This window comes from Rhodopirellula islandica (genome assembly GCF_001027925.1).
GTDB lineage: Bacteria > Planctomycetota > Planctomycetia > Pirellulales > Pirellulaceae > Rhodopirellula > Rhodopirellula islandica.
Genome location: NZ_LECT01000016.1, coordinates 32,346 through 50,806 on the forward strand (window position 1 = coordinate 32,346; position 18,461 = coordinate 50,806).

Below are 18,461 nucleotides of genomic sequence, written 5' to 3' on the forward strand. Positions count from 1 at the left end.
CGCCAGCGGTGCCAGCTCGTCGTCGGTCCAAAACGTCCAAGCGTGGCGGCGAAAGTCGCCAACAGCGTCGACGTCATTTGGTCGAAACGCTCGAAGCTCGCCAATTGCTGGCCGGGCCGCAACTCATTGGGGTGCAACCCAACGAGGGCGACCTGATCGACGATGGCGCGGTCCGTCAAACGGCACCTCGAGTGTTGACGTTCCGTTTCGACGAAACGCAACAGATCGACCCGACAACCTTGGGCGGCATCGAAATCAGTCGCGCCGGCGGCGACGGCGACTTCAACGAGAAGGTCGTGGTCGAACCCGGCTCGATTTCCTTGGGCGATCCCAATGAAAACGAGATCGTCGTTCGCTTTGCCGAAAACCTGCCGGACGATGACTACCAAATCAAACTGTTTGGTTATGACAATCCAGACGAAGACATCGTCGGCATTCGCAACCTGAACGGGGAACTGTTTGTTCCTGACGAAGCAGGCGAACGCGTTCAGACGATCAACTTCGATCTCGACCTGGGTGCCTTGATCGAATCGGTCGTGCCTCAACCAGTCGTTCGCAACGCGGATGGCAGCCTGACGCAGAACCGCAATGAGATCGTCGTCTACTTCAACGAAGATCCCTTGTTCGTCGAGAACGACGCCAACGGAAACCCGACCACGCGATCGGCTGAGAACCCGCGTTTCTATCAGTTGCTGCTGACCCAAGACACAGTCCGCACCACCGATGATGTGGTTTACCAACCCACGAAAGTGGTTTACGACACCGAGACCTTCACCGCGCGACTGTTCTTCGACACCGATGACATCAACGACTTGGCGTTTGAACAAGCCGTTCTCACCGCACAGGATTCATCGCAACTGGCACAACTCGAGGCCGCATTGGTCGCCGGCACACCTTCGGTGGCCGAAGCCCAAGCGAACCTGGACGCTTTCAAAGAGAGCTTTGCCGTTCCTGTCGGCGGTGGCACGTTCCGCTTGCGAATCGGGACAGCCATCAGCAGTTCCGCGGAACTGCAACTGCAACCCGCCCAAGTCATTCCTCGTCCGTTCACCAGCGTCGGCCTGGACAACAGCGGCAGTGAGTTCTTGATTCGCTCGTTGCTGCTCGGCGAAGATCAACCCGAACGCGCGGTGACTTTCGTCGACTCAGCCGCCGGTGGATTGGCAATCAGTTTGGACGCCAACGGTCGCGTCGTGGTCGACTTTGGTGGATCCACACCAACTGTCAACGACTTGCGAGTTGCCGTCGCCAGCACCCCCTCAGTCGCTGGCTTGATCGAAGTCGATCCCAACAGCTTCGGTTCGCTCGCATTGCCATTGAGCTTGACCAACAAAAGCGACTTCAACCTGGTTGGCTTGGGCGGCACTCTGACCACCGCTTACAACCTCGGCGAACTCGGTTCCACCGGTGAGCTGACGAGCGTCTTGATTCAAGAATCCATTTCGCCAATGCCGTTTGACTTGGATCTTCCCGGCGGGAACGACGATCCAGGTCACCGCGAAGTCGACACGGCTTTCCAAGGTCACCTCAATCCGTTGTTTGGTGCCGACTCGGTCGATGGCATCACCGAGATTGCTTACAACTTTGAATCCCAGGTTGCCTCCACGGGCGGCACGACCTTCAGCAACCAGATCACGGATCGTCAAAAGGAACGCATTCGGGAAGTGCTCGACCTCTGGTCAGCCAAGATCGGGGTGCAGTTCCGCGAAACCGTTTCCGAAGGCATCACCTTTGCCGTGGGCGACAACGCTCGCTTGGCGACCTCGGTCAACTTCAGTGTGATCAACGCGAATGTTCGCGTGGATGAAACCTTCGCTGACCCAGCGATTGTGTTCAGCAACCAAGTCACCTTTGGCACCGCGTATGCCGAAGATTTCACCCGCAAAGCGGCTGCTGGCGTGGGTCTGTTGCTGGGCTTGGAATTCGCACCTGAATTGCCACCGGAAACGTTGCTCAGCGGATCGTTTGAATTCCTCAACGACACGATCAACCCAACCACAGAAGCGGATCTGAACGACCTGGAACCTGTCTTCCCAGGCAATGCCGACGTGTTGCATGGCCAGTACCTGTATCAACCCGACAGTGTTGATATCGACATGTACCGGTTCGAGGTCAACCTGAACGATGCCGATCGCTTGGGCACGTTGACTGTTGAAACGTTCGCCGAACGCTTGGCTCAGTCCAGCCTGCTCGACACAACGTTGACCTTGTTCCAAGAAGTCCCCGCATCAGCGATTTCGGACTTCGACATCGGCCCGACACTCAACGTTGAATTCGTGGCTGTCGCCGCAGGTGCCGAAGGCAACCAAACTCGAATCGAGTTCGTACAAAGCGACCGTGCCGCCAACGACGATGCAGTGCGAGTGCTGCGTCAAACCGGTGACGACGGACAATTGCTCGACAACGTGATTTTATTGGACGTGCCACGACGCAGCAGCGTCGGTGCCGTGCCAGTCTCATCGTTGATTGATGCGATCAACAACGATCCGTTTGCATCTTCCTTGGTCGAAGCACGCTTGGTCGAAGGCGATGCATCCACCGACATTTCGCGTCCAAATGAAGTGCTCGATTTCTCGCCGATCAGCCTCAGTGGCGGCGGCCTGGAACAACTCAGCCGGAACGACGACTACTTCAGCGAAGATTCCTACCTGACCGCGTCGCTGGGTGCGGGCACTTATTACATCGGAGTCGCAGCCAGCGGCAACGATGAGTACAACCCGTTGATTCCAGACAGTGGCTTCGGTGGCCTGACTCAGGGCGATTACGAGCTGTTGGTGAAATTTGACCCCAACGTCGATGAAGTCAACGTGCTTCGTGACATGGACCTCGATGGCACCAACGCGGGCGATCGCGTCGGAGTCCCCGGCACGCCACTTGATGGCGATGGCGATGGCACTCCGGGCGGTTTGTATCAATTCTGGTTCCAAACTCGTCCTGAAGAACGCATCCTCGAATTCGAGCTGAGCGGCAACTCGATCACGCCGAACCAAACGATTGAAATCGTCAGCGGAACCGGCGTACGCCGAGTCTACGAATTCGTGCCGATCGGTCAGAACGCAACCGTTCCTGGCAGCGTCACGGTTCAGTACAACGCGACCGTTGGGGCAGGGTCACCAGCAGCCGGTTTGGCAAATGAATTGGCGACCAGCATCAATTTGCTGACCAGCATCACCGGCGTCTCGGCCGAATTGATTGGCTCGGGTGAGTTGGTTCAATTGACCGGCGAACGCTCCGTCGACACCTCGACCGACTTCCGTGGCATGACAATCCATGGACGCACGATCTTCGTCGACAAAATGGGCGCCGCCCAAGCCGACGGCAGCATCGATTCGCCCATCAACAACATTGCCAGCGACGATGTGCTCAGTGCATTCTCGGTGGCGCGCTCGGGTGACCAAGTTCGAATCGTCGGCAACGGCGGCATCGACGGGGACATCGAAACCGAAGCTGACAACTTCAGCTACCAGTTCGGTGTCACCGAAACCGGTGGCCAGGTACTGGAAGACGGACGCAACATGGAAGTTCCGCAAGGGGTGACCGCGGTCATCGACGCGGGGGCTGCGTTGAAGTTCCGAAGTGCTCGGATTGGCGTCGGCAGCAGCAGCCTGCAAGTCGACCGCAGCGGATCGCTGTTGCAAGTCCTTGGTACACCACGGTTGGTAGAATTGTCGACCGACAATGACGTCAACGATCCAGCCTTTGATCCGATCACGACTCTGTTGACGGACCCATCGGACGCGACCGCGGCCTACGAGAACGGCAGCGTCATTTTGACCAGCATGCGAGACCGTGGCGTTGATGCTTCGGCGGCTGGAATCTCACCGGCCGCTGGCCCTGGTAATTGGGGTGGGATTGTTTTCCGCTCGGACTTCGACTCGGTCCAAGGCCGCAGCTCGCTGGAAGACGAAGGCATCTTCATGGACCGCGTCAGCCACGCGGAGATCCGTTACGGTGGCGGCAGCAATCTGCTGATTGATTCGGTTCAACAGTTGGTCAACCCGATCACGATGATCGGTCGTCGCCCAACCGTTTCGTTCAATGAAATCACCTTGAGTGCTGACGCAGCCATCAGCGCCTCGCCGGACACCTTCGAAGAGACCACTTTCCAAGGTCCTCAGTATCAAGTGGCCGGGCGTTTCATCGCGGATTACGACCGCGTGGGACCAGACATCTACTCGAACCAACTGCTCGACAACAGCATCAATGGTTTGTTCATTCGTGTCCAAACCACAACCAGCGCCCCACCTCGTGAACTGACTGTTGCTGGTCGTTTCGACGACATCGACGTGGTTCACTACTTGGCAGAAAACCTCTCGATCGTTGGCACCCCTGGCGGCAGCATCGATGACGGGATCCGTCCCGACCTGACCAGTTCAGCGGGCAACGTGCAACTGGGTGGCGATCTCGAACAAAGCACCTACAACTACAAGATGACGTTCGTCGACGTCTACGGATTTGAATCCGAAGCAAGCGACCCGAGCGGCGACTTCAGCGTGCCTTCGACGCTCAGCGGTTCGTCGATAGAGCTGCGGAACTTGCCAGCAATTGGCGGGGTCAGCAACTTCGTTTCTCGTCGTTTGTATCGCAGCATCCCAGGCACGACCGACTACGTCTTTGTCGCTCAACTGGATGCAACCAGCCAAACGTTTGTCGACAACGGCAGCCAGACCGCTGACAACAGCACGCTGCTGGACCCAGATTTGGACGGCGTCCGTGGTCGCTTGGACGCATCGCTGACGATTGATCCCGGCATGATCATCAAGCTGAACGGTGCCCGCATCGAAATGGGACATGGCACTCAGTTGCTCGCCGAAGGCACAGCTCAACGCCCGATCATCTTCACCAGCTTGCTCGACGACCGCTTTGGTGCCGGTGGCACCTTTGACACCAGCAATGATGCAGCGACGGGCACCATCTTCGATCCTGCTCGAGGCGATTGGTCCGGCATATACGCGGGTCCCAACTCGAACATCAGTCTGGATTCGGCGACCATCGCCTATGCCGGTGGAGTGAGTCTGATTCCGGGTGGTGAAAGCCGCGGCTTCGTTCCTTTGCAGTTGCAACAGGCAAACGCTCGCATCGTGAATTCGCGATTTGAATTCAACGACGATGGGCAAGACGGTGCTGGCGATGTCGGTCGTTTCGGACTGCCTGGCGTGACGCCTTCGACCATTCATGTTCGTGGCAGCCAGCCGATCATTGTTGGCAATGACTTTGTCGACAACCGTGGCAGCATCATCGACATTGACAGCAATTCGATGACCGCAGAGCGAATCGTTGACCTCGGCCGTCAAACCGGTTCGGTCGACAACTTCTCCGAACTGGATGACAACTACGGCCCGTTGATCCGGCTGAACCGCTACGAAATCGTGGCCAACAGCGCTGCTTCAGAGCGGCAACTCAGCGGTCTTGAAATTCGCGGTGGCGAACTCACCACCGAGAGCATCTGGGATGACACCGACATCGTTCACATGCTGTTTGACAGCATTGAAGTCGGCAACCTGCACTCAACCGGCGGACTGCGATTGTTCAGCCGGGCCGAAGAAAGCTTGGTCGTCAAGTTGTCGGGTGGCGGAACCGCGTTCAGCTCCACCAGCGGCACGGGCCTGACCGCCACCGGCACCGTCGGTGACATCGACGATCGCATCGGTGGCACGGTCCAAGTCATCGGCATGCCCGGATCACCGGTTGTCCTGACCAGTTTGGCGGACGACACCGTCGGTGCTGGTTTGATGCCCGACGGCACCTCCTTCTTGGACACCAATGGGGATTCCTTCGCGAGCCGTCCCGAATCGAATGATTGGCGAAGTATTCTGTTCGAAGAGAACGCGAACTACACGAACATCGAATTCATTCTGGAACAAGAGCTGCAATCCGAAGTCAGTCCCGGCTTGAATGGCTCGGTCGTGACCGCACAAGCACTCGGCACGTTGGCTCCCAACGAATTGTTCAGTGACGACGTCAATCGTCTGGGATTCGAAGTCGAAGGCTTCCTTTCGCAGGCCAACGACATCGACACCTATGCCTTCACCGGAGAAGCCGGCACGCAGATCTGGGTCGATCTGGATCACACTTCGTTCACCTTGGACACCGTCGTTGAGATCCTGGATCCAGACGGACAGGTCATCGCCCGCAGCGACAACTCGTACGACGAAGTCAATGGCGATGCAGAAGTCGCCATCTTGGACCCCAGTGCAGAAGGCTTGGCCGGTTCGTTGCAAGCGAACAGCAACTTCGACGGCTTCATGGATTACGACACCGTCAATCCACGCGATGCCGGTCTGCGAATCACGCTTCCAGGTCCGATCGGCAATTCAACGAATTACTTCATCCGAGTCCGCAGTGCAGCGGTCAATCCGGACGATACCGCTGGCGGCTTGACTCGCGGTGGCTATCGTTTCCAAGTTCGCTTGCGTGAAGAGCAAGAGTTCAGTGGCAGCATGGTTCGTTACGCGGACATTCGCTATGCCAACAACGGCATCCACGTGCGGGGTGCGATGGCGAACTCACCGCTTCTCGGTGAAGCTCAAGAGAACGAGCAAGCCGGCAACACGTCCAGCAACGACGTCGCAGTTTCGGACCTGGATTCCCCCGGCCAACGCGCTCAGTACCTCGGCAACACGCTGGAAAGCCGCAACGGCGTGTTGAGCGTCGGTGGTTCGTTGGACACCGTGGCCGACATCGATCACTATCAAATCGATGTGCTGGGATCCCAGGGCGCGGTCAGCCGTGACACCCTGATCTTTGACATTGATTACGCGGACGGCTTCAACCGTCCCGACACCATGTTGTCGATCTTCTACGATCCCGATGGCGAAACGGGTGACGCCCAACCTCGATTGGTTGCGATCGGCAACGACAGCAACATTTTGGAAGACCAATCGATCGTAGGTGACTCGGCAATCGATTTGTTGCAGCGAGGAAGCATCGATACGGGCGACGCCTACATCGGTCCACTCGCCATGCCAGGTGGAGACGGAACGTACTATGTCGCCGTCACCGGCGAAGGCACCACTCCCGATGTGCTGTCCGACCCTTTGGTCCGATTGGAACCCATCGATTCGATCCTGCGAATCGTGGACGACCAAATCGCGAACAACATTCAAACGACCGCTGACGCGCCGATTGAACCGTTCTTCATCGACACCAGCGTGTTGCCATTTGGTTGGTCGACGACGCTTGATCGTGCAACCGACGTCGGTCACAACGCCAAGCAAACCTTCAACGGTTCGCGGAACGTGAATTTGTTCCCCGACAGCGTCCAGTTTGAGTCCGAATCAAACAACTCGTTGCTGTCCGCTGACGACCTGGAAGCCAACCTCGGTTGGAGTTTGAACGACGACCCGAATATCGGCAACTCGTTCGGCACCAACACCTCGCAACAACTTCCTCACACCAAGGTGTTGGGAACGACCATCAATGAAGTCGTCGACGTCTACCAATTCGTCGTGCCAGTGGATGGTTCGCGAGTCATCCTGGATATTGACAACGGTGTCATTCCGTTTGCTTATGACACGAACCCTGGCTTCGGTGGCATCGACATCGATCCAGACATCGAAGATTTCCAAAGCGACAGTATCGACCTGAAGTTGCAGTTGCTCGATGCGTTTGGCGTTGTGATTTCGACGAGTTCCTTTTCGTCCACCAATGCTGGTGCGGAAGGCAGCATCGGCGATGCACTGAGCATCTTCACCGACGACCCCTACATCGAAACGTTCTTGCAGGCCGGCGTGTACTACATTGCCGTTTCACCGGAACCCACCGCGTACGACCCCGCCACGCAGATATTCTCTCTGGATGTCGCTGACCGTCCGCAACAAGGCACCTATGAACTGAACGTTTCGGTCGAAGACCATGTGGTCGACGGTGGTGACCCCAACAACGAATCGCTGTACTTCGATCGCTCGGAAATCCGCGGCGATCTCGACAGCGTGGCATTTGACCTATCGGGTTACAGCGATGCCGATCAACCGCATCTGTACTTCGATTACTTGCTCAGCGACATTGGCAACGACGAAGTGCGTGTGGTCGCTCGCAGCGATCAACAAGGCGAGACCGTATTGGCTGGCAACGCCGCTGGGACTGCAGGCACCACCGCGACCTTGTTGCAGCAGGACACCTTGGACAACTGGTACCAAGCCCGCTTGGACTTGGGGCAATTTGCTGGCGACACCAACGTCATCATTCGCTTCGAATACGACACCGACCTTGCCGCCGGCACCGGTCCCGTTTTCGGTGCAGAAGGACTGTACCTGGACAACTTCATCGTCGGCTTTGCTGAACGCGGTGAGATGGTGGTGGGTGCTGCTTCGGGACGCACCGGATTCATCGGTCAATCGGAAACCGTCCTCGGCGAGTACCAACTCGAGATCCGTCCGGGACAGGAATACACCACGACGACATCGGCAACGACCCAGACTCCGACGGCCACGTTCGACACCAACGAACGCCTCGCCCAAACGATGACGATTGTTGCTCCTCACCCCTCGCAACTGAACGACGGCGACACATTCTCCATGTCGGACAACGTCCGCAGTGTGACATTCGAGTTCAACAGCACCGGGTCTGTGGTCGCTGGCAATATCCCGATCAACATCATCGGAGCGCTCACTCAAATCGAGGTCGCCGAACGGATGCGCACCGCGTTCAATCTGCCCGCCGTGCAAGCCTTGGTGCCAATCCAGGCCACCGATTCATCGGGCGACACGGTTGGTGGAAACAGCGACATTCGCATCGCCTTGTCCGCGGCCGTGGTGGGCGACTTCTACAAAGTCGACAGCGTGGACGATGTGCCGGACGCAGCCGATCCGCTGGTTCCTGCTGGAACATCCTTCCGCTTGCCAGCGATTTACACCGAATACCTCGGTGACCAAAACGTTCAACGTCGACAAGACCAAGTGCTCATCGACTCGAACAAAATCAGCGATGTTCACGCGATTGGTATTTGGAGTGAACCAGGCGAACGGGGTGTTGACCCACAGGACATCAAAACGCGTTCGCAATTCGCTCTGGACCTTGGAAACTTCTTTGGCTTCAACAACGATGACTTCTTCGCTGGCGAAGAAAACCCGTACCTGCAACAACCACCGATTGGCAACACCACGCCCGGTGCAGTCCGTAATCTGCCAACACTGAACAACTCGGTGGTCGGTGGTTTGGCACCGTCGGTGAGCATCGTCAACAACACCATCGACAGCGCGGGCTACTCGGCGATCAAAGTCGACGGTGAAACCCAACCTTGGCAAATTGATTCGTTCTTCAGCGGCGACTTCCTCGGTGACATCGGCTTCGGTGACTTCATTGGCGATGGCCTCACCATGACCCTCGACGCTGCTGGCACGCGAGTCACGTTTGAATTTGAAGACATCGGTGGCGGCCCTGTGGCGGGTGGCGGCAGTGGTGTGATTGGTGGTGATGGTTATGTCGACGGTCATGTGCCGATCTACATTCGCCACACGGGCACAACGCTCTACAACCCACCCACGGTCCCTCAGGCTGCACGTCGTGGTTACGCTTCCACGCGTCATGAAGTGATGATGGCGATCTATCAGGCTGTCCAGGGCAGCATCTTGATGACCAATGACATGGTTCAATTGGTCCATCCAACGATCGGTCCGTCGATCATGTTCGGTGATGAGCTGGAAGAGAACCGCTACCTCAGCGACATGTCCTTCCCAACCGCCACGGTCTTCCTGGAAGGCGTGTCAGGGGTTTACTTCGACTCCTCCTTCTCGAAGGGCGGCAACCCGTTCATTGCCACTCCGGCAGCAGTGGCCGAAGCCCCACAACCTTTCTCGCGAATCGTGAACAACACGATTTATGGTCAAGACGGAACGGAATCGCAGTTCTCGCAAGCGGCGATCACCACCGGCGTTGATGGCGACGACCTCCTCAGCGGTGCTCGTGACACGAAGATTGGTCAATCGCACAATGGCGCGTACATCACCAATGGAACGATTGGCAATGGCGACACTCTGACCACCGCCCAGCAAGACGTCGACTTCTACGAAGTGGAATTGCTCGCCGGCGATCGTCTGAGCATCGACATTGACACGCTTGCCGCGGACATCGACATTCCCGAAGGACCTGATTTGGTCCTCCGATTGTTCGATTCCAACGGCGTGGTGGTTGCGACCAACGATTCCGGTGCAGCTCCGACTCACCTGGAAACGGCGACCGATCCGACTTTGGAAGACACCTACGTCGACCCGGGTGACGATCCAGTTGACACTGCCGACGACACTCAGCCCAACCTGCGTGCGGTTGATCCATTCTTGGATTTCACAGCCACGGTCAAAGGGACCTACTACGTCGGCGTATCCCTGCAGGGGAACGACGCGTACGATCCAAATGCTTTGTCAGGACGTGCCAAGAGCACCGACACGACCGGCGATTACACGATCGCAATCGAAGCTTACGCGGCTCGTGACTTCGTCCTCAGCATCGACGATCAAAACTTGGGACGTAACACTGGCAACCTGGGAACAACCGGTGCTGACCTGATTGGCACGTCGGTCGTGATCACTCAGATCCCCGATCGCCAAGACGGCTTTGTGGCTGCCAACACCACCAACTCGATGCGGTTCCTGTTCACCGATGGCGTCGGTGGCATCCGCACGACGGACAATGGCGAGACCGTCGTCAACGTTCCGTTGCAAGCTGACGAAGGCTTCCGCACTCCGGAGATCATGGTGGCGTTGCAAAACGCCATCAACGGAGCGGGAGTTGCGGACAACGCCACGTTGACCAGTCCTCCACTGCCCAACAATGAATTTGAGAACGGCCCCGACGACGATGACATCGGTTCTGTATCGGGACCCATCCAACGCGTCAGTGCCACCGCGCTCGGCGGACTCGCCGGCAGTGCAGCCGGGCTGGATCGATTCAACTTCTCAATCCCAATGCCTTATGGACCTGGGAGCGATTACCAGTACGGATTCGGTCACGACCGAACCAGCGAAGTGAACAGTCTCGGGTTTGCTGGAACGACGACCTCGGGTCTCGGCACGACCGAACTTTATCTGCTGATCAAAAACGCAGCCAAAATCGAGATCATTCCGCCTGAAGGTGGCACCACTCCTCTGCGAATGGACCCACAAGCCGGCGTCGAGCTCGATCAGTTGCTCCCCGAAACGGGCGTGATGTTGACCGGCGGCAGCAGCGCCACCTTGATCAACAACGTCTTAGCCAACTTGAATCAAAGTGTTGTCGTCGAAGAGACGCAACTCCGCGGTTTCAGTCACCCAACCGATCCGGATCTACATATCAAGCCAGCGGAAGTGGTTGTCACCAGCAACCTGTTCCAACATGACCAACCCGCGACCACGTTGTTCCGTCAGAACATCAACGGTATCAACAATGGCACCGGACTGACGACGGATGGTCCCACTGGGCCAAGCAACGTCAATGGGGGCACGGATGACTTCAACATCACCCTGGGCAACAACGACGTGTTGTTTGTCAATGCGGATGGTGACAACTTCATCCCCGCCTTGTTCTCACTCGCAATTGACAGCGGTGCCAGCTCGGTGGTCGAACGCGACGCGTTTGGTGGTGTCAAAGAAAGCGTGGGACTGGGAACCAGTAACATCCTGGCCCCAACCCGTGACGGAAACGGTGTGCTGCGAGCCGACAATGATTTGGCCGCTCCTCCATCCGGTGTCGGCGGAAGCTTGTTCATTGACCGCGGTGCCAACGAGCTCGCTGACTTCAACGGCCCCGTTGCCACCCTGCAGAACCCGCTCGACAACGATGCGGAAGGCCGGGACAGCGATGGCTCGGAAAGCTTCCTGCAACTGACCGGCGGAAATCAGCAGAAATTCACGATCCAACTGCGTGACACCGGTGACTCATCCAACCCATTCTCTGGCATTGGAATCGATGACGACACCGTCGTCGTGGCTTCAATCAGTGGACTGCGTCCTGAGGGTGCCAATGTCACCGTCTTCGAAAATGAGAAGATGCTGACCGAAGGCATCGATTACACCTTCGATTACGACGAGACCAGCAACCTGATCACCCTGACTCCGCTGGCCGGTGTCTGGCGTGAAGAAAACGCTTACAGCATCTCGCTGAACAACCGTGACCGCAGCGTCATTGTGGCTCCCGATCCAAGCGAAGTGCGTGATGGTGAGCAAGTCAGCATCACGGACTCCGATGGCGGAACCGTCGTCTTTGAATTCGAATCCGGTTACCAACTGTTCTTGCCAGAAACTCTGACCCTGGTCGTTCCTGAAGTCGGGATCGACGCGGGTGGACTGAGCGATGGCGACTCGTTCCGAATCAGCGATGGCGAAAACGACACCTTGGTGTTTGAGTTCGATCGTGACGGAACCGTGTTGGGCGACGCGACGCCGATCATCTTGCCCGATTCCCAAGTCGACACTCCCGAGGGCCGCCTTGAGATTCGTGAACAGATCGCTCGCGACATCGAAACGGCGATCAACACGGCTCTTGCAGCCAACCCGAACTTCGAAGTCGAAGTGGTGGTGGATAGCGACCGTGTCATCCTCGGTGCTCCTTCGGGATACACCGTCGACACCTCGGCCGGTGGCATGGAACAGGACGCTCGCACGTTGGCGTTGCAAACCCCGCGTGCCGGCACCGCGTTCGGTGGAGTTCAAGTGGGCGACACGTTCATTGTCAGCAATGGCAACGTGACTCGCACCTTCGAATTCACCGAAGACGGCACGGTGAGTGATCCATCCTTCGTCCCCGTGGTGATCACGGTGGCTCCAAACGATTTGACATCCTTGGAATTGGCTCAGGTCATCGCGGACACACTGTCCAGCTCGGCACTGGGATTGGTTCCAACCGTGACCGATGACATTGTCTACTTGAACTTGCCTTCGTCGGGCTTTGTCAACATCAGTGCCGGTCAGTTGACGGCCATCGGCCTCAGCCGACCAGTCAGCGATGGCGATATCATCCGCGTGACAGAAAGCCCCGCGACGGTATCCACCTCGATTGAACTGGGAACGGCCTATCCCGCGGGCCTCGCCGTGGCTGACTTCGGTGCCCTGCTCGACAACAGCGTCTTTGTTCTGCAAACCAGTGAAGGCGAACGCGTTCGAGTCCAAATCGATGCTTCCGAAAATGATTTGATCCCGACGCCGGGCAGCTTTGTCTTGGATGTCACGGAAACGGTCACCGATGACGTTGGAAACGAGACCCTCGTCATGGTTTCGCGTGAAGAGTTTGCTCGCCGCTTGGCAGGCTTGCTCCGCAACGCCGAGTTGACCGCTGACCCAGTGGCTCAAGACCAATACGTGTTCTTGAACTTGCCAACGGGTGTGACGGCGACATTCCAATCCGACTACGGCGGATTGGCGTTGAACGAAACGTCCGAGTTCGAAGTCCGACGCACGTTGGAATTCGACTTGGTGACGCAAGACGAGAACGGTCTGGACACGTCGGACGGTGTCGAGCCCGATCACTTCCGCATGCCATTCCGCTTGACCGACACAGCCAGCGATTTGGCCGATGCCGTTCGCGATGCCCTGAACAACTCCGCCGATCTGATCAACGGATTGGCTACCGGCTCGCGAGTGGTTGCTCCTGGTCAGGTTCAAGTCGAATCCAGCGAGACGGTCAACATCAACGGACAGGACGTCATTCCTCAACCAGCCATCATCACGGTGACTTCGGGAAGTTCGCTGGAAGTTCGTGGCGAACCCGGTGTGACGGAAAGCAGCACGGTTCAGGTCTTTGGTCCGTTGTTGCTGACGATGCCAACCTTGGGCGGCTTCAGCATCACCAACGGCAGCGTGTTGATTCTGCGAGACGATGCAGACAACGATGTGATCCTGCAATTTGTGTTGCCAACCGGATTGAACAATGTCACACGTGTCCCCGGTTCGATCTTGGTGCCTTACGACTCCAATCAAAACGGGGCGACACTCGCAACCAACCTGGCCGCGGTCATCAACGCGTCGCCTGCTGACATGACCGCCACGGTCAACGCGAACAACCAAATTTCACTGGGCCGCATTGATCGCGACCGGGTCGACAACAACGGTTTGCCAGGCTTGCTCATTCCGGGCACACCAGGCATCTCGGTGGACCGCGGGATCGTGGCCGACGGTGAAGTGCTGCGACTGCGTCAAGGCGACGTGGACATTTCGTTCGAGTTCGAACTCAGCGATGGCGGTGGCGGAGTCCGTGCCGGCAACATCCCTGTCACGTTCAATTCCAGCAGCTCGATCGGTGAGATCGCTCAAAGCTTGGCGGCGACCATCACCAACAACAGCGGTGGTCTTCGATTCGCAGTGGATCCTGCCACCGGTCAAGAGTTGACGCCGGTTGCCGATGTCGAAGCTGGCACAGTCCGCTTGAACGACTTGCCCGGAACGCAAGTTGACATTTCCGGTGCGACCACGTTGAACGTCGTCGGTGTTCCTGGTGGAGCGATCGCGATTCCGATCTCGCCAGACAACAACTCGGAAGATGTCAAACGAAGCATTTTGCAAGCCTTGCAAAGTGTGAACCAAGTTGGCCAACCCGCCACAACGACTTTGGAAGCCGAGAACCGCGGCGGTTCGACCTTGTTCGTTGAAAACGCGACGATCATTGATGGCCCGGTCAGCAATTACTACTTGCCTGCCATCAAGGATTTGGCTGGCAACCCGCTGGCACCGAACCGCGAAGATCGCTCGACTCAGTTCACGATTTTGATGCCGGGTATCGCATTGGACTTTGGCGATGCACCCGATCCGGTCGCAGGTGTTCCAGGCCGCTACCCAACGACGCTGGCCGAAGACGGGCCTCGTCACGTGATTGGTGGCGACGACAATCCTGTCCTGGGCAGTCGTGTGGATGCAGAAACGGACGCCTTGGCGGTCCGCACTGCGGACGGTGACGATCTGACCATCGACGTTTCGCCACTGACAGCCGCCGGCGATCCTCTGCCGTCGACATTGTTCTCGAACACCATTGTGGACGGCGAAGTTCACATCGCCGTGAACCCGTTGGACTTCTCTTCGCTGGATCTGTTTGATGGTGAAACCATCACGCTGACGTTGGGCGGAATCCAAGCGACATTGGAATTTGACATCGACGGTCGCTTCGACGAAGACAACTACTCGATCTCGATCGACGCCCTCGACGACAACGGCAACATCAGCAACTCGCTGATCAAGGAAGAGGACATCGCCAATGCGATTATTCGAGCCATCGATGAAAGCCCTCTTCGTCCAGCAGAACGCTCGGTCTTCCAAGAGAACGGAATTTATGTCGTCAACTTCACCGGCAACGATGAAGACGGCGTCAACTTCTCCAGCACGACCAACCCGGGCGGGATCATCAACCCAGGTGTGATCACGCCGATTGAGGTCACCGCTTCGCCTGGCAGCGTGCTGCAGGCCTGGATCGACTTCAACGCCGATGGCGACTGGGATGACGCGGGCGAATATGTGTTGCAAGACATCCAGTTCGAAAGCAACCCCGAGACTCCCGGTCAGATCACGCGGCAATTTGTGATTCAGTTCCCTGACACGTCCCCGGCACCGACCAGCGGAGTGAGCGCGACCTACGCTCGGTTCCGAGTCTCGACCGAGGGCGGTTTGTCGCCCAATGGCTTGGCTCTGTCCGGCGAAGTCGAAGATTATTTGGTGACGTTGCTGCCAGGATTGCCGCCAACCGTTGACGATGTCGCCGCCAACCGCAACTACAGCGTTGCAGAAGGTGCGACGTTGCAAGCGATTGACGCAACCGGAACGCTGACGCCGACCATTGCCAACGACAACGGCCTGCTCAGTGCCGTGACCGATCCCGATGGACAAGACGTTGCCATCTTCGCCGATGATGTCGGTTCCAAGACGATCTACGACGTCAACGACGCCACGCGTGTCGCTGGTGTGGTGAACATCGCTGCCGACGGCACCTTCACCTTCGACGCCGACGCGGACTTCTCTGGAAACGCGACCTTTGTGGTGCGTGCGACGGACGTCTCGCCAGGCAACCCTGGTGGACAACTCGTCAGCTCGCGTGCAATCACCGCGACCATCACGGTCACTCCAGTCAACGATGCACCGTCCTTGCAATCAGGCGTTCAGCCAAGCGATGTGTTGACGACGGAAACCATCCTCGAAGACAACGTGGTCAGCCAAGAAGATCAAACCTCGCTGGGACCAGTCGTCTTCTCAGCGACTGATCTGATCGATCCTTACTTCATCGCAGGACCGGGTTCCGAACCGCGTGAGCAAGAACTGTTCTTCCAGTTCGCTGGCACGGGTTCGACCGCGTTCCAAACGACGCAGGGCGGATCGCTGGCGATCACCGACAGTGGCCGAACGATCCTCTACACACCGCCGCAAGACTACAACGGTTCAACTCCCGACACGTTCATCTATCGGGTCGCGGACCGCGAAGCTCCCGGCGAGGGCGCCATCGTCAGTGCAACCGCCGCCACAGTGGGTCGTGTCAACATCGTGATCAACGCGATCAACGACAATCCTCGTTTGGTGGATGATTCGTACAGCACCGACGAAGACACGCCGCTGAACATCGATGTCGATGGTCCCAATGGAATCTTGAACAACGACACCGCGGGTCCGATTGACGAGCAAAACGATGGTCAACAGATCTCCCTTGTTCCCAACCAGTTCCAACGTGTGGTCAACGGCCAAGTCATCAACAACCGCTTCACCGAAGCCGGTGGCACGGTTCGCTTGGACGGCAACCAACTGGTCTACACGCCGCGTTCGCAGTTCAGCGGCACGGATCGCTTCACCTACCAAGTCCAAGACTCGGAAGGTGGCGTCTCAACCGCGACGGTGACAATCGATGTTGGCAGCGTCAACAACCAACCTGAATTCATTGGCGTCAATGGAGTTCCGGGCGAAACAACGATTCGTTTCGACGAACGCAAACAACCAGGCGAAGAAGTCACCTTTGACTTGAATGCTTGGTTCCGCGATCCAGACAACGAAGCGATGACCTATCAAGTCACCGCATCGGGTGGCACGTCCGTGATCAACCCGACGATCGACGGCAACGAACTGACCATTGATTTCGTCCCGTTCCAAAACGGCGACAGCATCCCTGTCCTGATCACCGCTCGCGATCCTTCGGGTTTGACGACGGATCAAACGATCTTGGTCACGGTCACCGGTTCGCCGGATGCACCGATTGTGCAGGGCAGCCTGAATCCGTTGCAGATCATCGAAGACAACGTCTCGGTCGAAGACCTGACCCAAGTCTTCTTTGATCCCGATGGTGACACGTTGACCTACACCGTCACTCGCCTGGGAACGATCGTGAACCCAACGGCCGCCCAAATCGCGGCTCATCCGTTGGTCCAGTCGATTGAGTTCTTTGGCAACTCGATGCGAATCACGCCGAAACCGAACCAGTTCGGCCAGGTGACGATTGAGCTTTCCGCTCGTGATTCACAATTCCAAGCGACCCACCAATTTGAGCTTCAGGTGTTGTCGGCAGAAGACGCACCCACCGGTGTGGAAGACGCCTACTCGGTACCACTGGGTGGACGTTTGGAGATCAACGACCCTGCGTTTGGGCTGTTGCGAAATGACTTCGATCCTGATTTGAACTCGACCTTGAGCATCGCATCGGGTTCGGTCACGCAACCGACTTACGGAACGGTTTCACTCAGCGGCAACGATGATGGGACGTTCATCTACACGTTCAATCCGGAGTCCAGCTCGCTGAACCCGTTGCCAACCGGCGACAGCTTCACCTACCGCGTGCAAGACAACACGGGTCGACTGAGCCCGCCAGTGACGGTCACGATCACCTTTGGACAATCGGCGTATCAAAACCCATCGGATCGCTTCGATGTGACCGCGGATGGTTTTGTCACGGCCATTGACGCGTTGCGAGTCATCAACTTGCTCAACCGTGATGAACTTCGTGATCCGAACGATCCAAATGCGGATTTGACGATCGACCGCATCCCGACTTCACCGCCGGACTATTACGACGTCAACGGTGACGGCCGTGTCTCGGCGTTGGATGCACTGCAGGTGATCAACGAGCTCAACGCTCGCTCGGTCGACGGCAGCAATCCAGAGGGTGAGTCGCTGCTTGGCGACAACACGACCTTTGTCTCCGGATCGTTGGATTCGACTGAGATGGGCCGTTTCGCCTCGACGCAAGCGTTGGCATCGCAGTCGGCCACCAATGCCACGGCGGCCAACGCGGTGCCGGTTTCCTCGGCCATCACCAGCGACCGAACCCCGGCCGGTGAGCTGACGGTTTCGGCTGAAACCTCGTTGGACAACCTGCTCTCGGTTGGTTTCGACATCGAGTCGGCCCAACTGCAACGCACCGAATTGTTGGCCAATGCACTGGCGGACGACTTAGAATCGTCTCAATCCGAATCCGGCATCGGTTTGGATGGGGCAATTGACTCCGCTTTGATTGATCTTTTCTCCGAAGAAATTGATCACAATTAAAATTTGCTGACCTGGGGGGTCCCAAACGGGGCCCCTCAAACAGCTCCC

The 18,461-nt window shown here is 57.4% G+C and carries 1 protein-coding gene; it reads left to right on the forward strand.

All coding sequences use genetic code 11. From position 1 onward, the window contains the following. The first annotated feature begins 8 nt into the window (after positions 1-8). Positions 9-18,413, forward strand: a complete 18,405-nt coding sequence (locus tag RISK_RS07265) for a tandem-95 repeat protein (RefSeq protein ID WP_047813810.1) — start codon at positions 9-11, stop codon at positions 18,411-18,413. Positions 18,414-18,461: the final 48 nt, after the last annotated feature.